The sequence below is a fragment of the Streptomyces sp. NPDC031365 genome (genome assembly GCF_055569765.1).
This window is the reverse complement of sequence record NZ_JBVIIM010000021.1, coordinates 111,351-130,617: the sequence shown is the minus strand read 5'-3', so window position 1 is coordinate 130,617 and position 19,267 is coordinate 111,351. Positions and strand designations below refer to the sequence as shown.

19 protein-coding genes and 4 tRNA genes are annotated in these 19,267 nt (G+C 68.7%); 5 read left to right on the top strand and 18 right to left on the bottom strand.

The genetic code is table 11. The annotated features are described in order from the left end of the window. Window positions 1-9: 9 nt before the first annotated feature. The 9 genes from rpoB to ACZ5C2_RS27205 all read right to left on the bottom strand — a co-directional run bounded on the left by rpoB (window position 10) and on the right by ACZ5C2_RS27205 (window position 9,461). Window positions 10-3,495, bottom strand: a complete 3,486-nt coding sequence (gene rpoB, locus ACZ5C2_RS27245) for a DNA-directed RNA polymerase subunit beta (protein WP_468796572.1) — start codon at window positions 3,493-3,495, stop codon at window positions 10-12. 605 nt (window positions 3,496-4,100) lie between these two features. Continuing rightward, complete coding sequence (gene rplL, locus ACZ5C2_RS27240; protein WP_468796570.1) at window positions 4,101-4,484, bottom strand: 50S ribosomal protein L7/L12; 384 nt, start codon at window positions 4,482-4,484, stop codon at window positions 4,101-4,103. A gap of 123 nt (window positions 4,485-4,607) precedes the next feature. Next, entirely contained in the window at window positions 4,608-5,138 is a 531-nt protein-coding gene (rplJ, locus tag ACZ5C2_RS27235) for a 50S ribosomal protein L10 (RefSeq protein ID WP_004927352.1), read from the bottom strand. Between the two features lie 312 nt (window positions 5,139-5,450). After that, the gene (locus ACZ5C2_RS27230; protein WP_468796568.1) at window positions 5,451-6,395 is read right to left on the bottom strand and encodes an SCO4651 family lipoprotein; all 945 of its coding nucleotides are present in this window, start codon (window positions 6,393-6,395) and stop codon (window positions 5,451-5,453) included. A 169-nt stretch (window positions 6,396-6,564) separates the two neighbouring features. Continuing rightward, the gene (gene rplA, locus ACZ5C2_RS27225) at window positions 6,565-7,290 is read right to left on the bottom strand and encodes a 50S ribosomal protein L1 (RefSeq protein WP_468796565.1); all 726 of its coding nucleotides are present in this window, start codon (window positions 7,288-7,290) and stop codon (window positions 6,565-6,567) included. Window positions 7,291-7,372: 82 nt separating this feature from the next. Beyond that, entirely contained in the window at window positions 7,373-7,807 is a 435-nt protein-coding gene (gene rplK / locus ACZ5C2_RS27220) for a 50S ribosomal protein L11 (protein ID WP_006130605.1), read from the bottom strand. Between the two features lie 189 nt (window positions 7,808-7,996). Continuing rightward, window positions 7,997-8,914, bottom strand: coding sequence for a transcription termination/antitermination protein NusG (gene nusG / locus ACZ5C2_RS27215; RefSeq protein WP_468796150.1), 918 nt, complete (start codon window positions 8,912-8,914; stop codon window positions 7,997-7,999). 80 nt (window positions 8,915-8,994) lie between these two features. Beyond that, window positions 8,995-9,279, bottom strand: a complete 285-nt coding sequence (gene secE, locus ACZ5C2_RS27210) for a preprotein translocase subunit SecE (RefSeq protein ID WP_468796147.1) — start codon at window positions 9,277-9,279, stop codon at window positions 8,995-8,997. A 109-nt stretch (window positions 9,280-9,388) separates the two neighbouring features. Continuing rightward, window positions 9,389-9,461, bottom strand: a tRNA-Trp gene (locus ACZ5C2_RS27205). Window positions 9,462-9,745: 284 nt separating this feature from the next. Between ACZ5C2_RS27205 and ACZ5C2_RS27200 the strand changes: the two genes are divergently transcribed. Together ACZ5C2_RS27200 and ACZ5C2_RS27195 are read left to right on the top strand one after the other, a co-directional pair. After that, window positions 9,746-10,972, top strand: coding sequence for a pyridoxal phosphate-dependent aminotransferase (locus tag ACZ5C2_RS27200; protein ID WP_468796144.1), 1,227 nt, complete (start codon window positions 9,746-9,748; stop codon window positions 10,970-10,972). Window positions 10,973-11,101: 129 nt separating this feature from the next. Then, the gene (locus ACZ5C2_RS27195) at window positions 11,102-12,139 is read left to right on the top strand and encodes an adenosine deaminase (RefSeq protein WP_468796141.1); all 1,038 of its coding nucleotides are present in this window, start codon (window positions 11,102-11,104) and stop codon (window positions 12,137-12,139) included. Between the two features lie 134 nt (window positions 12,140-12,273). Here ACZ5C2_RS27195 and ACZ5C2_RS27190 read toward each other — a convergent pair whose 3' ends face one another. The 7 genes from ACZ5C2_RS27190 to ACZ5C2_RS27160 form a co-directional block, all read right to left on the bottom strand. Next, on the bottom strand, window positions 12,274-12,957 hold the full coding sequence (locus ACZ5C2_RS27190; protein WP_468796138.1) for a hypothetical protein: 684 nt from the start codon (window positions 12,955-12,957) through the stop codon (window positions 12,274-12,276). A 212-nt stretch (window positions 12,958-13,169) separates the two neighbouring features. Continuing rightward, window positions 13,170-14,225, bottom strand: a complete 1,056-nt coding sequence (locus ACZ5C2_RS27185) for a UDP-N-acetylmuramate dehydrogenase (RefSeq protein ID WP_468796135.1) — start codon at window positions 14,223-14,225, stop codon at window positions 13,170-13,172. A gap of 53 nt (window positions 14,226-14,278) precedes the next feature. Then, window positions 14,279-14,707 carry a MaoC family dehydratase gene (locus tag ACZ5C2_RS27180; protein ID WP_468796629.1) on the bottom strand — a complete coding sequence of 143 codons (429 nt, stop codon included), beginning with the start codon at window positions 14,705-14,707 and terminating at the stop codon, window positions 14,279-14,281. 8 nt (window positions 14,708-14,715) lie between these two features. Next, window positions 14,716-15,168 carry an FAS1-like dehydratase domain-containing protein gene (locus ACZ5C2_RS27175; protein WP_468796132.1) on the bottom strand — a complete coding sequence of 151 codons (453 nt, stop codon included), beginning with the start codon at window positions 15,166-15,168 and terminating at the stop codon, window positions 14,716-14,718. Between the two features lie 133 nt (window positions 15,169-15,301). Continuing rightward, window positions 15,302-15,466, bottom strand: a complete 165-nt coding sequence (gene rpmG, locus ACZ5C2_RS27170; RefSeq protein ID WP_003948671.1) for a 50S ribosomal protein L33 — start codon at window positions 15,464-15,466, stop codon at window positions 15,302-15,304. A gap of 88 nt (window positions 15,467-15,554) precedes the next feature. Beyond that, a tRNA-Met gene (locus tag ACZ5C2_RS27165) sits at window positions 15,555-15,627 on the bottom strand. 46 nt (window positions 15,628-15,673) lie between these two features. Continuing rightward, window positions 15,674-15,746, bottom strand: a tRNA-Thr gene (locus ACZ5C2_RS27160). A 204-nt stretch (window positions 15,747-15,950) separates the two neighbouring features. Here ACZ5C2_RS27160 and ACZ5C2_RS27155 point away from each other — a divergent pair. Further along, complete coding sequence (locus tag ACZ5C2_RS27155) at window positions 15,951-17,216, top strand: amidohydrolase family protein (protein WP_468796129.1); 1,266 nt, start codon at window positions 15,951-15,953, stop codon at window positions 17,214-17,216. A gap of 129 nt (window positions 17,217-17,345) precedes the next feature. Beyond that, a complete protein-coding gene (locus ACZ5C2_RS27150) occupies window positions 17,346-18,002 on the top strand; it encodes an NAD(P)H-binding protein (protein WP_468796126.1) in 657 nt (218 codons plus the stop codon). A gap of 13 nt (window positions 18,003-18,015) precedes the next feature. Here ACZ5C2_RS27150 and ACZ5C2_RS27145 read toward each other — a convergent pair whose 3' ends face one another. Next, a complete protein-coding gene (locus tag ACZ5C2_RS27145; RefSeq protein ID WP_468796123.1) occupies window positions 18,016-18,228 on the bottom strand; it encodes a hypothetical protein in 213 nt (70 codons plus the stop codon). Window positions 18,229-18,320: 92 nt separating this feature from the next. Then, window positions 18,321-18,402: transfer RNA gene (locus ACZ5C2_RS27140), tRNA-Tyr, on the bottom strand. 233 nt (window positions 18,403-18,635) lie between these two features. Here ACZ5C2_RS27140 and ACZ5C2_RS27135 point away from each other — a divergent pair. Beyond that, window positions 18,636-19,124, top strand: a complete 489-nt coding sequence (locus ACZ5C2_RS27135; protein ID WP_468796120.1) for a YajQ family cyclic di-GMP-binding protein — start codon at window positions 18,636-18,638, stop codon at window positions 19,122-19,124. Window positions 19,125-19,267: the final 143 nt, after the last annotated feature.

Genomic DNA, 19,267 nt, shown 5'->3' with positions numbered 1-19,267 from the left:
CCACTCCCGTCAGACCTCTTCGACGCTGCTCGGCTCGCGCCGGGACAGGTCGATGCCGAGCTCCTCCGCAGCGCGGAAGACGTCCTCGTCGGTGTCACGCATCTCGATGGACATGCCGTCGCTGGACAGCACCTCCACGTTCAGGCACAGGGACTGCATCTCCTTGATGAGGACCTTGAAGGACTCGGGGATGCCGGGCTCGGGGATGTTCTCGCCCTTGACGATGGCCTCGTAGACCTTCACGCGGCCGGTGACGTCGTCGGACTTGATGGTCAGCAGCTCCTGGAGCGCGTAGGCGGCGCCGTACGCCTCGAGTGCCCACACCTCCATCTCGCCGAACCGCTGGCCACCGAACTGAGCCTTACCACCCAGCGGCTGCTGGGTGATCATGGAGTACGGACCGGTCGACCGGGCGTGCAGCTTGTCGTCGACCAGGTGGTGCAGCTTCAGGATGTACATGTAGCCGACCGAGATCGGCTCCGGGAACGGCTCGCCCGAGCGGCCGTCGTACAGCCGTGCCTTGCCGGACGGGAGCACCATGCGCTCGCCGTCGCGGTTCGGGATGGTGTGCTGGAGCAGACCCGCGAGCTCGTCCTCACGCGCGCCGTCGAAGACCGGGGTGGCGACGTTGGTGCCGGGCTCGACCTTGTCGGCGCCGATGACCTGCAGCCGCTCGGCCCACTCGTCCGCGAGGCCGGAGACGTCCCAGCCGCGGCTGGCGAGCCAGCCGAGGTGGATCTCCAGTACCTGTCCCGGGTTCATCCGGGACGGCACACCCAGCGGGTTGAGGATGATGTCGACCGGGGTCCCGTCCTCGAGGAACGGCATGTCCTCGATGGGCAGGATCTTGGAGATGACGCCCTTGTTGCCGTGCCGGCCGGCGAGCTTGTCACCGTCGGTGATCTTGCGCTTCTGCGCGACGTAGACGCGCACCAGCTGGTTGACACCGGGGGGAAGCTCGTCGCCCTCCTCGCGGTCGAAGACGCGGACGCCGATGACCTTGCCGATCTCGCCGTGCGGGACCTTCAGCGAGGTGTCACGGACCTCACGGGCCTTCTCACCGAAGATGGCGCGCAGCAGGCGCTCCTCCGGGGTCAGCTCGGTCTCGCCCTTGGGCGTGACCTTGCCGACGAGGATGTCGCCGGCGACGACCTCGGCGCCGATGCGGATGATGCCGCGCTCGTCGAGGTCGGCGAGGACCTCCTCGGAGACGTTCGGGATGTCCCGGGTGATCTCCTCCGGGCCGAGCTTGGTGTCACGGGCGTCGACCTCGTGCTCCTCGATGTGGATCGAGGAGAGGACGTCGTCCTGGACGAGGCGCTGCGACAGGATGATCGCGTCCTCGTAGTTGTGACCCTCCCACGGCATGAACGCGACCAGCAGGTTCTTGCCGAGCGCCATCTCGCCGTTCTGGGTGGCCGGACCGTCGGCGAGGACCTGGCCCTCGATGATCCGGTCGCCCTCGGCGACGATGACCTTCTGGTTGACCGAGGTGCCCTGGTTGGACCGGGAGAACTTGGCCAGGCGGTACGTGATGTACGTGCCGTCGTCGTTGGCGGTGGTGATGTAGTCCGCGGAGACCTCCTGGACCACACCCGCCTTCTCGGCCTTGACCACGTCGCCGGCGTCGACGGCGGAGCGGTACTCCATGCCGGTGCCGACGAGCGGGGACTCGCTCTTGATGAGCGGCACCGCCTGACGCATCATGTTCGCGCCCATGAGGGCACGGTTGGCGTCGTCGTGCTCGAGGAACGGGATCATGGCGGTCGCGACCGACACCATCTGGCGCGGCGAGACGTCCATGTAGTCGACCTCGTCACCGGGGACGTAGTCGACCTCGCCGCCGCGGCGGCGGACCAGGATGCGGTTCTCGACGAAGCGCATCTCGTCGTTGAGCGGCGCGTTGGCCTGCGCGATGACGAAGCGGTCCTCCTCGTCCGCGGTCAGGTAGTCCACCTCGTCGGTGACCTGGCCGCCGACGGACTTGCGGTACGGCGTCTCGATGAAGCCGAACGGGTTGATCCGCCCGTAGGAGGCGAGCGAGCCGATCAGACCGATGTTCGGGCCTTCCGGCGTCTCGATCGGGCACATGCGGCCGTAGTGCGAGGGGTGCACGTCACGGACCTCGAAGCCGGCCCGCTCACGGGAGAGACCACCCGGGCCGAGGGCGTTGAGACGACGCTTGTGCGTCAGCCCGGACAGCGGGTTGTTCTGGTCCATGAACTGGGACAGCTGGCTGGTGCCGAAGAACTCCTTGATGGAGGCGACGACCGGCCGGATGTTGATCAGGGTCTGGGGCGTGATCGCCTCGACGTCCTGGGTGGTCATGCGCTCGCGCACGACGCGCTCCATACGGGCGAGACCCGTACGGACCTGGTTCTGGATCAGCTCGCCGACGTTGCGGATGCGGCGGTTGCCGAAGTGGTCGATGTCGTCGGTCTCGACGATGATCGAGCGCCCGGACTCGCCGACCGTCTCGGTCTCACCGGCGTGCAGCTTCACCAGGTACTTGATGGTGGCGATGACGTCGTCGGTGGTGAGCACGCCGGCGTCCAGCGGCTCGTCCCCGCCGAGCTTCTTGTTGACCTTGTAGCGGCCGACCTTGGCGAGGTCGTAGCGCTTGGGGTTGAAGTACAGGTTCTCGAGAAGCGTCTGCGCGGCCTCACGCGTGGGGGGCTCGCCCGGACGCAGCTTGCGGTAGATGTCGAGGAGCGCGTCGTCCTGGCCCTGGGTGTGGTCCTTCTCCAGGGTGGCGCGCATGGACTCGTACTCGCCGAACTCCTCGAGGATCTGCTCGGTGGTCCAGCCGAGCGCCTTCAGGAGGACGGTGACGGACTGCTTGCGCTTGCGGTCGATGCGGACACCGACCATGTCGCGCTTGTCGATCTCCATCTCCAGCCAGGCACCCCGGGACGGGATGATCTTGGCGGAGAAGATGTCCTTGTCGGACGTCTTGTCGATGGAGGAGTCGAAGTAGACGCCGGGCGAGCGGACCAGCTGGGACACCACGACACGCTCGGTGCCGTTGATGACGAAGGTGCCCTTGTTCGTCATGAGCGGGAAGTCGCCCATGAAGACGGTCTGGGACTTGATCTCGCCGGTCTCGTTGTTGGTGAACTCGGCGGTGACGAAGAGCGGGGCGGCGTACGTGAAGTCGCGCTCCTTGCACTCGTCGATGGAGTTCTTCGGCGGCTCGAAGCGGTGGTCGCGGAAGGTCAGCGACATCGACCCGGAGAAGTCCTCGATCGGGGAGATCTCTTCGAAGATCTCCTCCAGACCGGACTTGGTGGGGACGTCCTGCCCGTTCTCGAGAGCCTCCTCGACGCGAGCCTTCCAGGCATCGTTGCCGAGCAGCCAGTCAAAGCTCTCGGTCTGCAGCGCGAGAAGGTTCGGAACCTCGAGGGGCTCCTTGATCTTTGCAAAGGAGATGCGCAGCGGGGCGGTGCTGGCACCGTTGTTCGTATTCGCGGTCGAGGCGTTGCGCGAGGCGGCCAAGAGGGGGTCCTTCCGAGGGCTCGGACTCACTACGCGCGTACCGGCCCCCCACTGTGCACAGGGACAGATTCCTCCGATGCGGGCAAAAGCCCAGGTCAGAGATCATCTGGTCGTCGTGCTCGAGTGAGGGCATGCCCCTGGTGACGGGCAGGGGACAGCTAACAGGCAGCGCAAAGGGTCAGTGTAGCCACTTGGCACACTGATGTCCAGTGCGGTGTACGAGACCGGGTAGAGGCCCTCGTTGTTCTCAACTCCTGCGAACTCCTGCGACAAGGCGCTGCCCTCAACGCACCGTGATCCTGCCCTCTTTGCCGTCGATCCATGCCTCGGATTCGGATCCTTGTGACGACGCGTCCTGAGAATTGCGCGCTGCGTGCGGTTCGTCAAGGCCCCCTTGCCCCGACCGCTTGCCACGAGGTGATTCTCCGCGGCCCCTGGAGGCACAACGAAGATCACCCTACCCCTCGCCGTCCCGGGGGCAAGGCAGCCGCCGCCGGACCCCCCGCACGCCGAAGAGCGACCACCCGGATGGATGATCGCTCTTCAGTGCCTGAGCGTTACACGTCCGTGGGACGCGCTGCGGATCCTGCCGGACCCGCGAGGTGCTACTTGACCTCGACGGAGGCGCCGGCGCCCTTGAGGGACTCGGCGGCCTTCTCGGCGGCGTCCTTGGCGACCTTCTCGAGGACGGGCTTCGGGGCGCCGTCCACGAGGTCCTTGGCCTCCTTCAGACCCAGGGAGGTCAGCTCACGCACGACCTTGATGACCTGGATCTTCTTGTCGCCGGCACCGGTGAGGATGACGTCGAACTCGTCCTTCTCCTCCTCGACCGGGGCAGCCGGGCCACCCTGGGCCGGGCCCGCGACGGCGACGGCCGCGGCGGCGGTGACGTCGAACTTGTCCTCGAAGGCCTTCACGAACTCGGAGAGCTCGATGAGGGTCATCTCCTCGAACTGGGCGAGCAGGTCTTCCTGGCTGAGCTTCGCCATGATGGCGGTCCTTCCACTAAATCGGCAGGTGCCGGATGTACGGGGTGAGGCGGGCGTACGTCGGGCCCGCATCGACCCTCACCTCGTGCGGTTCACGCGGCGAGGATCGGAAAGCGAGCCGAATTACTCGGCACCGCCCTGCTCGTCCTGCTTGGCACGGAGCGCGTCCACGGTGCGGACGAGCTTCGAGGGGAGCGCCTGGAAGAGCTGAGCAGTCTGCGTCTGCTTGCCCTTGAAAGCGCCCGCCAGCTTGGAGAGCAGAACCTCGCGGGACTCGAGGTCCGCAAGCTTCTTGATCTCGTCGGCGGACATCGCCTTGCCGTCAAGGACGCCGCCCTTGATGACGAGATTCGGGTTGTCCTTGGCGAAGTCACGAAGACCCTTCGCCGACTCCACCGGGTCACCGGTGACGAAGGCGACCGCCGTCGGGCCAGCGAAGAGCTGGTCGTCGAGCGTGATCCCGGCCTCGTTGGCCGCAATCTTGGTCAGCGTGTTCTTCACCACGGCGTACTGGGCGTTCTCACCGAGCGAACGGCGCAGCGTCTTGAGCTGCGCCACGGTGAGACCGCGGTACTCGGTCAGCACGGCGGCATTGGAGCTGCGGAACTTGTCCGTCAGCTCGGCAACCGCGGCAGCCTTGTCGGGCCTCGCCATAGAGCCTCGGCCTCCTTCCGGGTGATTCGGACCGCGCGGACCCGAAGGAGGACTGGGAAAACGAAACGCCCCGGGCGCAGGCGCACGGGGCGTAGCTCAACCGGTTACTCGCATACTCGAGGCAGCGAATTCCGGGAACTCTTCCACTGACACCTGCGCGGGTCGTCCGCAGTTCAGCGGATCCTTCGGCCACCGCACCCTCTGACGAGCGCACGGCAACGACCAGCGGTCTTTGGCTTCTGTGGAAGAGTACGCGAACGGATCGGCGCCAAGCAAATCGGCCGATCGGGGCTCCGCCGGCCGAGTGCGGGCCTAGGCGCCGGCCCCCATGCCCTCCAGGTCCTTCATCATCTCCATGAAGTCGAGGGTGTCCTTCGCCGGCGGCGCCTCGACCTCGGCCGCGGCGCCGTAGTCGGAGTAGTGGGCCGTCATCTTCATCGTGCCCTCGGACATCTGCATGCCGACGATCATCTTGGCCGGGTAGTTGTCCTCGTTGACCCAGACCTCGGTGTCGTACCCCTTCAGGCCCGACTTCTTCATGTTGGCGACGAGCTGCTCGCGTTCCTTCGCGGTGAACACACCGTCGAGGGCCTTATTGGCGTCGAGCATCTCCTCGACGCTCAGCGTGCCCTTGTAGTGCTGGGTCTGAACGCCGTCGACCTTCTCCGGGCCCACGTGCTTCAGGCTCTTGGACTCGAGCAGCAGGGCGAGCTGCTGCGCCGGGTCCTGGTTCATGTTCTCCATGCCGCCGGTCATCTGCTTCTGGATCTCCGGGTCACCGGACGCCTCGGCGATGGCGCCGAAGTCCATCTTCATCCAGCGCTTGCCGTCCATCTCGGCGGCCTGCTTCGCACCCATGTCCATGTACATGGCCTGGTCCAGCATGATCATGCGGATCTGCTCGGGGGCGTCCGGGTCGCCCGCCGTGAGCGCGGAGCCCTTCATGGTGACGTCCATGACGGCCGGGTCCCACCCCTGCACGCCGCTCATCTCGATGGTGCCGCCGCCGTCCAGGGCCGCCGGCATCGTCATGGTCATCCGCACCTTGGAGGACTTGGCGTCCGAGGTCTTCTTGAAGGCGGTCTGGAGCACCTTCGTCATCTCGTTCTGCGTCTGTACCTCGGACTGTGCCGAGTCGGCGGCCTTCTTCTTCTTGCCGCCGTCCTCACTGTCACCGCCCTGACACCCCGTGACACCCGCGACGACGGCCGCGGCCGTCAGACAGACACCCGCGCGCTTCCAAGCGGCCATACCCATGAATCCCACCCCTGGTTGTTTCTCTGTGCTACGTCTGTGAAGTCAAGGGAACGGTAACCCACCCGACTGACACTGTCGTACGAAAAAGCCCGCCCCCGGGCCTCTGAGAGGCTCGGGGGCGGGCTTTTCACCGTGGACGCGGACCGGTTCAGCCGGCCCATCCGGCTGCTCAGACGGCGGCCGGGTCCTCCTCGACGAGGAGGTTGCGGGTGCGGTTCGGGTCGAGCGGAATGCCGGGGCCCATCGTGGTGGTGATGGCGGCCTTCCTGATGTAGCGACCCTTGGCGGCGGACGGCTTCAGACGGAGGATCTCCTCCAGCGCGGCGCCGTAGTTCTCCACCAGCTTGGTGTCGTCGAAGGACGACTTGCCGATGATGAAGTGCAGGTTCGAGTGCTTGTCGACGCGGAACTCGATCTTGCCGCCCTTGATCTCGGTGACGGCCTTGGTCACGTCCGGCGTCACGGTGCCGGTCTTCGGGTTCGGCATCAGACCACGGGGACCGAGCACGCGGCCGAGGCGGCCGACCTTGCCCATGAGGTCCGGGGTGGCGACGACGGCGTCGAAGTCCAGACGGCCCTTCGACACCTCGTCGATCAGCTCGTCGGCGCCGACGATGTCGGCGCCCGCGGCACGCGCGGCCTCGGCACGGTCACCGGTCGCGAAGACCAGGACCCGGGCGGTCTTGCCGGTGCCGTGCGGGAGGTTCACGGTGCCACGGACCATCTGGTCGGCCTTGCGGGGGTCGACACCCAGGCGGAAGGCGACCTCGACGGTGCCGTCGAACTTGGTCGTGGACGTCTCCTTGGCGAGACGGACGGCCTCGAGCGGGGCGTACAGCTTCTCCCGGTCGATCTTGGCGTCCGCAGCGCGGAGAGACTTGCTGCGCTTGCTCACTGAAAGCTCCTGTGGAATCTGAGGAGTCGTGGTCCGGGCCGAGCCGGCCCTGCCACTACTGCTTGGCTTACGGGGGTGGAGGTCAGCCCTCGACCGTGACGCCCATGGAACGGGCGGTGCCGGCGATGATCTTCTCGGCGGCGTCCAGGTCGTTGGCGTTGAGGTCGGGCATCTTGGTGGTGGCGATCTCACGGACCTGGTCACGCGTGATCTTCGCGACCTTGGTCTTGTGCGGCTCGCCGGAGCCCTTCTCCACACCCGCGGCCTTGAGGATCATCTTCGCGGCCGGCGGGGTCTTGGTGATGAAGGTGAACGAACGGTCCTCGTAGACCGTGATCTCCACCGGGATGACCCAGCCACGCTGCGACTCGGTCGCGGCGTTGTAGGCCTTGCAGAACTCCATGATGTTGACGCCGTGCTGGCCCAGCGCGGGGCCGACCGGCGGGGCCGGGTTGGCGGCACCGGCCTGGATCTGGAGCTTGATGAGCCCCGTGACCTTCTTCTTCTTGGGAGGCATGGCTCTCCGGGTCCTTTCGATTCGGGTCCTGCCCACGTCATGGGGACAACCCGGACGCGGGCATACCGCACAACGATAACGGGTATAGATGCGCGGCCAAAAACCGAGCAGGTCAGACAAACGCGCGAGCGTTCGCCTGACCTGCGCGGAAGCTGTGTGGCAGCCGTTCCAGAGGGCTCGTCCTGAGGACTAGTTCTTCTGGATCTGGTCGAAGGAGAGCTCGACCGGCGTCTCCCGGCCGAAGATCTCCACCAGGCCCTTGACCTTCTTGGAGTCGGCGTTGATCTCGTTGATGGTCGCCTGGAGCGTGGCGAAGGGGCCGTCGGTGACGGTGACCGAGTCGCCGACCTCGAAGTCCAGCACCTGGACCTCGACCTTGCGCTGCGGAACAGGCTTGCCCTCGGCCTCGGCGGCCTCGCGGGCGGCCTTCTCCTCGGCCTCCGGGGCGAGCATCTTGACGATCTCGTCCAGCGTCAGCGGATAGGGGTCGTAGGCGTTGCCCACGAAGCCGGTGACACCGGGGGTGTTGCGGACGACGCCCCAGGACTCGTTCGTCAGGTCCATGCGGACCAGGACATAGCCCGGGAGCTTGTTCTGCTTGATCGTCTTGCGGTCGCCGTTCTTGATCTGGACGACCTCTTCCTGCGGCACCTCGGCCTGGAAGATGTAGTCCTCGACGTTCAGCGACACGGCACGCTGCTCGAGGTTGGTCTTCACCCGGTTCTCGTAGCCCGCGTAGGTGTGGATGACGTACCACTCGCCGGGCAGGGTCCGCAGTTCCTCGCGGAGCTTCTCGACCGGGTCGCGGTCGTCCTCGGGCTCTTCGGCCTCCTCGGCCGCTTCCACGGCCTCGGTGTTCTCGCCGGCCTCGGGAGCCTCATCAGCCTCGGAGGTGGCCTCGGGAGTCTCATCAGCCTCGGAGGTCCCGGCGGCCTCGGCGGTCCCGTCCGGGGTGGTGCCGTCCGGGGTGGTGCCGGCAGCCTCGGCCTCGGCGGAGGCCTGGGTGTCCTCGACGCCCGCGCCCTCGACGGCGGCGAGCGCGTCCTCGGCGGACTCGGCCCCTTCGCCGTACGGCTCAACGGCGTCGTTCACGTTCGGGTCAGACACGGTGGCTGCTTCTTCCTGGATACATAGGGGTGGAACATGCGAAAGGAGCGCCGGGTACCTCGGCGCTCTTCGCTCGGGGATCAGCCGAAGACGTACTTGGCGGCGTTGCTGAGGCCATAGTCGAACAGAGTGATCAGACCGATCATCAGCACCACGAAGATGATCACCGCGGTCGTGTACGACGTCAGCTGGTTACGGGTCGGCCAGACAACCTTCCGAAGCTCCGCAACGATCTGGCGGTAGAAGAGCGCGAGGCGCTTCAGCGGACCCTTCTTGGCCCGCTTACCGCCTTTGCGGGTCTTCTTGGAGTCCGGCGCCTCGTCCTGGGCATCAGGCATGTCGATGGAGCCCACGGCGTCCGTCACTCGTCCTCACCTGATTCCGGGTCGTGGCCGTGCCGCGCCCGGTCCGAGCCCGCACGGCGGTGCATTGCTGTACGTACATGCGCACACATCCTGGCGAAGGTGTGTGTAGCAGGGCCGGAGGGACTTGAACCCCCAACCGCTGGTTTTGGAGACCAGTGCTCTACCAATTGAGCTACGACCCTTTGTGCGTTCCCCAACGTACCGCATCCGACCGGATGCTTGGTGTGCACCGGCTGGGCGCGGACCGCTGAAGGCCAACGAGGTGAGAGTGTACGTGTTCCTGGGCCGGGCGTCGAACAGAAAGCGCCCGTGAAGGACGGCCCCGGCCACGGAGTGGCGCAAGATCGTCCTGGCCACACGGCCCTGACGCGGTGGATCCGGACTGGTGTTCAACGGTTTGCCCGCTCATGTTCAGTCTGTGAAACCCCCGTGCCCGCCGGGATTCCGGTCTGAAACGATGGGCCCCATGAGCGCTGCAACCCCTCCCACCGAGCGCCGGGTCTCCGCCCGAGTCGGCGCGATCTCCGAGTCCGCCACTCTCGCCGTGGACGCCAAGGCCAAGGCCCTCAAGGCCGCCGGGCGACCGGTGATCGGCTTCGGCGCCGGTGAGCCCGACTTCCCGACACCGGACTACATCGTCGAGGCCGCGATCGAGGCCTGCAAGAACCCGAAGTACCACCGCTACACACCGGCCGGCGGTCTGCCCGAGCTGAAGTCCGCGATCGCCGCCAAGACGCTGCGCGACTCCGGCTACGAGGTGGACCCGTCCCAGATCCTGGTCACCAACGGCGGAAAGCAGGCCATCTACGAGGCGTTCGCCGCGATCCTCGACCCGGGCGACGAGGTCATCGTCCCGGCGCCGTACTGGACGACGTACCCGGAGTCGATCCGGCTGGCCGGCGGTGTCCCGGTCGAGGTCGTCGCCGACGAGACCACGGGCTACCGCGTGAGCGTGGAGCAGCTGGAGGCGGCCCGCACCGAGAAGACGAAGGTCGTCCTGTTCGTCTCCCCGTCGAACCCGACCGGTGCGGTCTACGGCGAGGCCGAGACCGAGGCGATCGGCAAGTGGGCCGTCGAGCACGGCCTGTGGGTGATGACGGACGAGATCTACGAGCACCTGGTCTACGGCGACGCCGTGTCCGTCTCCCTGCCCGCGCTGCTGCCCGAGCTGCGCGACAAGTGCGTCGTGGTCAACGGTGTCGCGAAGACGTACGCGATGACGGGCTGGCGGGTCGGGTGGATCATCGGCCCGAAGGACGTGGTGAAGGCCGCGACCAACCTCCAGTCGCACGCCACGTCGAACGTGTCCAACGTCGCCCAGGTGGCCGCTCTCGCCGCCGTCTCCGGCGACCTGGACGCGGTCGCGGCGATGCGCGAGGCCTTCGACCGCCGGCGGAAGACCATCGTCCGGATGCTCAACGAGATCGACGGTGTGCTCTGCCCGGAGCCCGAGGGCGCGTTCTACGCCTACCCCTCGGTCAAGGCACTGATCGGCAAGGAGATCCGGGGCAAGCGGCCCCAGGACTCGGTCGAGCTGGCGGCGCTCATCCTGGAGGAGGCCGAGGTCGCGGTGGTGCCCGGCGAGGCGTTCGGCACGCCCGGCTATCTGCGGCTGTCGTACGCGCTGGGCGACGAGGACCTCGTCGAGGGCGTGAGCCGGATCCAGAAGCTCCTCGCGGAGGCGCGGGACTGACCTCCCCCTCTTCCGTCCACCGCAGGGGCGCCCGTATGCACCTTGGGCGCCCCTGTTCCTTTGTGCGAGCAAGACCACGAAAGGGGAAAGCGCTACCGGGACGGCCGGGGCGTGCGGCAGGATCGACCGATGGAGCGTGAACGTGATGTCTCTGAGCTGCCGAAAGCCCATCTCCACCTGCACTTCACCGGGTCCATGCGACCCGCCACCCTGCTGGAGCTGGCCGACAAGTACGGGGTGCGCCTGCCCGAGGCGCTGACCGACGCGCTGACCAGCGGGGAGCCTCCGAGACTGCGGGCCACCGACGAGCGCGGCTGGTTCCGTTTCCAGCGGCTGTACGACGCCGCGCGCTCATGTCTGCGCGAACCGGAGGACATCCAGCGGCTGGTGCGGGAGGCGGCGGAGGAGGACCGGCGGGACGGCTCCGGCTGGCTGGAGATCCAGGTCGACCCGACGTCGTACGCAGCCCGGCTGGGCGGGCTGATCCCGACGCTGGAGATCATCCTGGACGCGGTGGATTCGGCGATGCGCGACACTGGGGTCGGGATGCGGGTGGTGGTGGCCGCCAACCGGATGAAGCACCCTCTGGACGCGCGGACGCTGGCCCGGCTGGCGGTGCGGTACGCGGACCGGGGCGTGGTCGGGTTCGGACTGTCCAACGACGAGCGGCGGGGGATGGCCCGTGACTTCGACCGGGCGTTCGCGATCGCGCGGGACGGGGGGCTGCTGTCCGCGCCGCACGGCGGCGAGCTGGCCGGGCCCACGTCGGTACGGGACTGCCTGGACGACCTGGAGGCGCACCGGATCGGTCACGGCGTGCGGGCGGCGGACGACCCGCGGCTGATGCAGCGGCTCGCGGACCGCCAGGTGACGTGCGAGGTGTGTCCGGCGTCGAACGTGGCGCTGGGGGTCTACGAGAAGCCCGGGGACGTTCCGCTGCGCACCCTGTTCGAGGCGGGGGTGCCACTGGCGCTGGGGGCGGACGATCCGCTGCTGTTCGGCTCCCGGCTGGCGGCGCAGTACGAGATCGCGCGGCTCCACCACGGCTTCACGGACGCGGAGCTCGCGGAGGTGGCCCGGCAGTCGGTACGGGGCTCGGCGGCTCCGGAGGACGTGAAGGAGAAGCTGCTGTCGGGCGTGGACGACTGGCTCACCACCCCGGCGTAGCGCCCCCGCCGTGGCTGCGGGCAGTCGCGCCTCCCCAGTGCGTCAAGAGCCCGGTAGGTACCCCCGGGGGCGGTGGGGCCCCCGCTCGAGCGGAGCCGGGAGCGGGGGAGGCACCGAGGCACGCGCCGGGAGCGTCACTCCGCCGCGCGACACCCCGGCCGCTTGAACTGGGCGTAGGGCGGATACGGCTTGAAGCAGACCAGTACCTCGTGGGGATGCCCGCCCCCCGGAGGCTGCGTGAGGCCGGGAACCCCCGACATCATCGCCAGGTGCCCCTTCGTGACGCCCTTCTGTCGTGGTCCCCAGCCCGCCGCGTACGCGAGGGACATGGCAGCCTCGGCGAAGACGTCCCGGCTGCCGAAGAGGAAGAACGTGCGTGCGTGGGTGGCGTGCCGCAGCTCGTCCCGGCAGTCCGGCCGCGATGCACGTCGGCGCCGGCAGGCTGCGTCCCGGTCCGTGCGCGCCTCGTCGGTGCGCACGGACAGTGGGGTGCCCGGGCCGAGCGAGCGGCGCAGGTGCGGCCACTTGCTGGGGCGCAGTCCGTAGGAGTGGTGGACCAGGACGAGATCGACGAGCTCCCCGCAGCCCTCGTCCGGCGGGACGCCGTCGCGCAGCGGCACATGGACGATCGTGCGGCGGGAGTAGGCGGCGAAGGAGAACAGGCCGGCGAGCCGGTTCAGTCCGTCGTGGTCACCGAGGAGAAGGCCGATGGGCTCCGGAGCGCGCAGCGAGGTGTGGCGCAGAGGGTGCCGGGGCTGGACGACGCGGTGCTCGCGCGGGCCCGTACGGGGACGGAACTGGCGCAGTCTCAGATGCATGCGGTCGGCCTCACCGGCCCAGGATCACGGGCGGGTGTGCCGGTGGGCAACGGAGTTTCGGCATCGGCTCCCGCGGCCTCGACTCATGGCACCGGGGTTCGGGTTTCGGGGCTCGGGCACCGGGCTTGCGGTTTCGGCTTGCTTCGGCTTGCTTCGGCTTCGGCTTCGGCTTCGGAACCCACCCAAGCCGGCTTCGCGCAGGGCCTCGGGCACTACAGGCTCACGCCCACCGTGACCGGTTCGTTGACCAGGGTGATGCCGAAGGCCTCGTGCACTCCGGCGACGACCTCGCGGGCGAGCGCCAGCAGGTCCTCGGTGGTCGCGTCCCCGCGGTTGGTGAGGGCGAGGGTGTGCTTGGTGGAGATGCGGGCGGGGCCTTGGCCGTACCCCTTGGTGAAGCCGGCTTTGTCGATCAGCCAGGCGGCGGAGGTCTTGGTGTGGCCCTCACCCGCGGGGTACGCGGGGGCCTCGACGCCTTCGCCGAGCCGCTCCCGCACGCGCGTACGAAAAGCGGCAAAGGTCTCGTCGTCGAGGATCGGGTTGGTGAAGAAGGAACCGGCCGACCAGGTGTCGTGGTCCCCGGGGTCCAGGACCATGCCCTTGCCGGCCCGGAGCGCCAGCACCGTCTCGCGGGCCGTGGCCAGCGGTACCCGCTCGCCCGGTGCGACACCGAGGACGCGCGCCGTCTCGGCGTACTTGAGGGGACCGGAGAGGCCGCCGGCGTCCTCCAGGGTGAATCTCACGCGCAGGACGACATAACGCTCGGGATCTGACTTGAAGCGGCTGTGGCGGTACGAGAAGGCGCACCCCTCGTTGCTCAACGTGACGGTGTCGCGGGCCCGGCGGTCGTAGGCGACCACTTCGGTGATGGTGGAGGAGACCTCCTGGCCGTACGCCCCGACGTTCTGGATCGGGGTGGCGCCCGCCGAGCCGGGGATGCCGGCCAGGCATTCGACACCGGCGAGGCCCGCCTCCACGGTACGGGCGACGGCGTCGGTCCACACCTCGCCGGCCGCCAGCTCCAGGCCCGTGCCGTCCAGGGTGAAGCCCCGGGTGGCGATGACGAGGGCGGTGCCGTCGAAGCCCTTGTCCCCGATGACCAGGTTGGAGCCGCCGCCGATGATCAGCAGCGGTGTGCCGCTGTCGTCGGCCTCACGGACGACGGCGATCACCTCGTCGTCGGTCGTCGCGGTGACCAGCCGGGTCGCGGGGCCGCCCAGCCGGAAGGTGGTCAGCGGGGCGAGGGGGGCGTCGTGGAGTTCCTGCACGGGCTCAAGACTACGAGACGGCGCCGACAGCCCCGCTCCCCGACCGGTTCGGGTCAGCTCAGCCGGACGACCGCCCGCGACATGCCGAGGACCTTCTGTCCGGCGCTGGTCGCGGTGAGGTCCACCCGGACCCTGTTGTCGTCGAGCTTGGCGGCGACCTTGCCGCTGACCTCGATGGTGGCGCCCTGATCGTCATTGGGGACGACGACCGGACGGATGAAGCGGACGCCGTACTCGGCGACCGCGCCCGGGTCGCCCACCCAGTCGGTCACCACGCGGATCGCCTCGGCCATGGTGAACATGCCGTGCGCGATGACGTCGGGCAGACCGACCTCTTTGGCGAACCTCTCGTTCCAGTGGATGGGGTTGAAGTCGCCGGAGGCACCCGCGTACTGGACGAGAGTGGCGCGGGTCACGGGGAAGGCCTGCCCGGGCAGCTCGGTGCCGACGTCGACGTCGGCGTAGGAGATCTTCGCCGTCATGGTGTTCCTCACGCCTCCTCGGCCGCGCGGGCCACGAGCTTGGTCCAGGCGGTCACGACGTGTTCGCCGTCCTGGTCGTGCACATCGCCGCGGACGTCCAGTACCTCGTTGCCCGCCATCGACCTGATCGTCTCGATGGTCGAGGTGACGGTGAGCCGGTCACCGGCACGCACCGGGCGGTTGTAGGCGAACTTCTGGTCGCCGTGCACCACCCGGCTGTAGTCGAGGCCGAGCCGGGGGTCGGCGACGACCTCACCGGCGGCCTTGAAGGTGATGGCGAACACAAAGGTCGGCGGGGCGATCACATCGGGGTGGCCGAGCGCCTTCGCGGCCTCCACGTCCGTGTACGCCGGATTGGCGTCACCCACTGCCTCCGCGAACTCACGGATCTTCTCCCGGCCCACCTCGTAGGGCTCGGTGGGCGGGTAGCTCCGCCCCACGAAGGACTGGTCGAGCGCCATGCGCGCGGCACCTCCTGTGTCTGCCTGTGTCTGCCTGTATCTGAACGTTCTTCCGCCTGGGTCGGGCCCGTGGTGGAGAAACGACACGAGGCCGCCCCCCGAGTGAGGGGACGGCCTCGTGTACGAGCCTGTTTTATCGCGTCTCGCGATGCGCGGTGTGCGCATTGCAACGCGGGCAGTGCTTCTTCATCTCAAGACGGTCCGGGTTGTTACGCCGGTTCTTCTTGGTGATGTAGTTCCGCTCCTTGCACTCCACGCAGGCCAGCGTGATCTTCGGGCGGACGTCGGTGGCAGCCACGTGAGTGCTCCTTGACGGACGGATTGACAGTATTTACGCAAGAAGAGTAGCCGATCGAAGGACCGACCCCGCAATCGGCTACTGTCTGTAGCGGTGACCGGACTTGAACCGGTGACACAGCGATTATGAGCCGCTTGCTCTACCGACTGAGCTACACCGCTTTGATGCGATCGGACCCCGCCTCGCGACGGGAACCTCACACACCAGAGCCCCAAAACGGAATCGAACCGTTGACCTTCTCCTTACCATGGAGACGCTCTGCCGACTGAGCTATTGGGGCGAGCGATGAAGACATTACACGGTCCGCAGCCGTTCGCCCAAATCCGTTTCGGGCACCCTGTCCCGTCCTGGGACGGACCACGCCGGTACGACTATTGCGCTCCTCCCGGCGAGCGGCGGACGGTCGTCCTAGGCTCGTCTCACTCTGCGTGATCTTGTCCCAGCGTGATGCGCCCTCGTGCGCAGCGGAGCCCACAGGAGCGTGATGCCCGACAGCCAGCCGCAGCCACCGTCCGACTCGTGGCCGTCGCTCCCCGGTTCGGGTCCGGCCGGCCCGGCATCCCTGCTGCTGTGCGGCGCGCGACTCACCGACGGCCGGACCGTGGACGTACGGCTGGGCGGCGGGCGCATCGAGGCGGTCGGTACGGCCGGCAGCCTGGCGGCGGACGGCACGCACGGGCGCGGCACCCGCATCGACCTCACCGGCTATCTGCTGCTGCCGGCCCCCGCCGAGCCCCACGCCCACGCGGACACCGCCCTGTCCGCCGACACCGACGGCCCCGTCTCGTACGACCCCGAGGACGTCCAGCGCCGTGCGACGGAGGCGGCGCTGCTCCAGCTCGGGCACGGCGCGACGGCGCTGCGGGCCCATGTGCGGGTGGGCGACCTGGCCGGACTGGGCGCGCTGACGGCCGTACTCCGGGCGGGGCGCTCGCTGCGCGGACTGACCGAGCTGACGACGGTCGCGGTGCCGCGGGTGCTGACCGGGGTCGCCGGGGCGGACGGGCTCGCGGTGCTGCGCGACGCGCTGAAGATGGGCGCGTCCGTGGTGGGCGGCTGCCCGGACCTCGACCCCGATCCCACGGGTTACGTGGAGGCGGTCCTGGAGGTCGCCTCCGAACACGGCTGCCCCGTCGACCTGCACACGGACGCCGCGGATCCTGCCCGGCTGGCCCGGTTCGCGGCCATGGCGGGCGGGCTGCGTCCGGGAGTCACCCTCGGCCCGTGCGGCGCCCTCGCCGGGCTGGCGGCCGAGTCGGCCGCCCGGACCGCGGACCGGCTCGCGGCGGCCGGAGTGACGGTGGTGTGCCTCCCCCAGGGCGGCTGCGGGTCCGTCGACGGCCGCGGTACGGCTCCGGTACGGCTGCTGCGCTCTGCGGGGGTGCTGGTGGCCGCGGGCAGCGGTTCCCTGCGGGACGTGTCGAACCCGGTGGGCCGCGGCGATCCGCTGGAGGCGGCGTACCTGCTGGCCTCGTGCCAGGGGCTGTCCACCGAGGACGCCTATGCCGCGGTGAGCACGTCGGCGCGGGCGGCCCTGGGGCTGCCCGAGGTGCGGGTGGAGGCGGGATTCCCGGCCGAACTGCTGGCGGTCCGCGGAGACGGACTGCCGGACGCGCTGTCGCCGGCCTACAGCCGGATCGTGGTCCATGGCGGGCGGGTGGTGGCACGGACGAGCGCGGTGCGGGAGTACTGCGACTCGGCGGGGACGATGGGCCCGGGGCTGCCCCGCCAGGCCCGGGGGCCCGCGTAGGGAACGGCGGACGCGCCACGCGGGATCGTGCGGTGCGCCGCGGACGTCGTGCGGCGCGTCGCGGGCATCGCTCGGCGCGTCGCGGGCATCGCTCGGCAGATGCCGTCGCCCGGGCGTACGGTCGAAGACATGCGCATTGTCATCGCTGGTGGTCATGGTCAGATCGGGCTGCGGCTGGAGCGGCTGCTCGCCGTGCGCGGAGACGAAGTGGCGGGCATCATCCGCAAACCCGAACAGGCGGACGAGCTCCGCCGGCTGGGCGCCGAACCGGTCGTCCTGGACCTGGAGTCGGCATCGGTGGCCGATGTCGCGGAGCGGCTCGAGCACGCGGACGCGGCGGTGTTCGCGGCGGGCGCCGGCGCCGGCAGCGGGGTGGAGCGCAAGGAGACGGTGGACAAGGCGGCGGCGGTCCTCTTCGCCGACGCGGCCGTCCGCGCGGGCGTGCGGCGCTTCCTGATCGTGTCGTCCATGGGCGCGGACCCGGCGCACCGGGGCGACGAGGTCTTCGACGTGTACCTGCGCGCCAAGGGCGAGGCGGACGCGTACGTACGCGGACTGGACACTCTGGACTGGACGATCCTGCGTCCCGGCCGGCTCACCGACGACGCCGGCACCGGCCTGGTCCGCCTGGAGGCCCACACCGGCCGCGGCCCGGTCCCCCGTGACGATGTGGCCGCCGTACTCGCGGAACTGGTCGACACCCCCGCGACGGCCGGCCTGACCCTGGAACTGATCAGCGGCACCGCGCCGGTGTCGGTGGCCGTCAAGTCGGTGGCCGGCAACTGAGGGCCGTCCGAAGCTAGAAGAGAGACATCTGCCCCGGGAACTCGGGCACCGCATATCCGTGCAGCGACGGTTGCTCCGCCCCGAACCGAGCCTGCCGGCGCGATCCCGGGCAGGACGTCAACTCCCCGCTCCCCCGCGCGCCGGGCGGGTCATGCCGCGCGTAACGCCCGGCGACCACGGCAATCTCTCGACGGCACTCGGGACACGAACGGCGACGGGACGACATGCAGCCAGTGTGCCCCGGCGCCCACACGCCCGAACACGAAGAAACCCTCTTCGGGCTGCGTTTCCGCAGTCCGAAGAGGGTCTTCCCCAATGTGGCGGCGCCAGGATTCGAACCTGGGAAGGCTGAGCCGGCAGATTTACAGTCTGCTCCCTTTGGCCGCTCGGGCACACCGCCGGGGTTGCTGCCCTCGAACCGCCTTGCGGCGGTGCTCCGTGGCAACGACGTAAACAATACCCGATGGACAGGGGTGCTTCGCCACCCGATTGACCGCCGCCCAGGAGGTGGGGGATGGCTAGGCTTGTCCGGATGCGGTCCGGGGCCGATGCCGGGCTCGGGCCGCGTCACGTATGCCGGTACGCATTCGGTGCGCAGCCCGATACGCACCCCGATTCAAGGAGCCACAGGACATGGCCGACTCCAGTTTCGACATCGTCTCGAAGGTCGAGCGGCAGGAGGTCGACAACGCCCTCAACCAGACCGCCAAGGAGATCTCGCAGCGCTACGACTTCAAGGGCGTCGGTGCCTCGATCTCGTGGTCCGGGGAGAAGATCCTCATGGAGGCGAACTCCGAGGACCGGGTGAAGGCTGTCCGCGACGTATTCCAGTCCAAGCTGATCAAGCGGGGCATCTCCCTGAAGGCCCTGGACGCGGGCGAGCCGCAGCTCTCGGGCAAGGAGTACAAGATCTTCGCGTCGATCGAGGAGGGCATCTCCCAGGACAACGCGAAGAAGGTTGCGAAGATCATCCGGGATGAGGGCCCGAAGGGCGTGAAGGCCCAGGTGCAGGGTGACGAGCTGCGGGTCAGCTCGAAGAGCCGTGACGACCTCCAGACCGTCATCGCCCTCCTCAAGGGCAAGGACTTCGACTTCGCGCTGCAGTTCGTGAACTACCGGTAAGGCCGCCGGACGCGCATGAGGTGGGGGGGGGGACCCCCCGCCGCCCCCCCCCCCCCCCCCCCCCCCGCTGCCGCAACAAGCGAAGTCTGGGACCAGGAGGACAAACACACCACCCAACTCCGCGAACCACATCGTTTCGTCCT

Coding starts and splice junctions, on each gene's coding strand:
- rplL (WP_468796570.1), bottom strand. CDS start 4,484: ATGGCGAAGCTCAGCCAGGAAGACCTGCTCGCCCAGTTCGAGGAGATG.
- ACZ5C2_RS27180 (WP_468796629.1), bottom strand. CDS start 14,707: ATGACGGCGAAGATCTCCTACGCCGACGTCGACGTCGGCACCGAGCTG.
- ACZ5C2_RS27135 (WP_468796120.1), top strand. CDS start 18,636: ATGGCCGACTCCAGTTTCGACATCGTCTCGAAGGTCGAGCGGCAGGAG.
- ACZ5C2_RS27150 (WP_468796126.1), top strand. CDS start 17,346: ATGCGCATTGTCATCGCTGGTGGTCATGGTCAGATCGGGCTGCGGCTG.
- ACZ5C2_RS27190 (WP_468796138.1), bottom strand. CDS start 12,957: ATGCATCTGAGACTGCGCCAGTTCCGTCCCCGTACGGGCCCGCGCGAG.
- ACZ5C2_RS27145 (WP_468796123.1), bottom strand. CDS start 18,228: ATGTCGTCCCGTCGCCGTTCGTGTCCCGAGTGCCGTCGAGAGATTGCC.
- ACZ5C2_RS27200 (WP_468796144.1), top strand. CDS start 9,746: ATGAGCGCTGCAACCCCTCCCACCGAGCGCCGGGTCTCCGCCCGAGTC.
- ACZ5C2_RS27155 (WP_468796129.1), top strand. CDS start 15,951: ATGCCCGACAGCCAGCCGCAGCCACCGTCCGACTCGTGGCCGTCGCTC.
- ACZ5C2_RS27230 (WP_468796568.1), bottom strand. CDS start 6,395: ATGGGTATGGCCGCTTGGAAGCGCGCGGGTGTCTGTCTGACGGCCGCG.
- rplJ (WP_004927352.1), bottom strand. CDS start 5,138: ATGGCGAGGCCCGACAAGGCTGCCGCGGTTGCCGAGCTGACGGACAAG.
- ACZ5C2_RS27175 (WP_468796132.1), bottom strand. CDS start 15,168: ATGGCGCTCGACCAGTCCTTCGTGGGGCGGAGCTACCCGCCCACCGAG.
- rplK (WP_006130605.1), bottom strand. CDS start 7,807: ATGCCTCCCAAGAAGAAGAAGGTCACGGGGCTCATCAAGCTCCAGATC.
- ACZ5C2_RS27195 (WP_468796141.1), top strand. CDS start 11,102: ATGGAGCGTGAACGTGATGTCTCTGAGCTGCCGAAAGCCCATCTCCAC.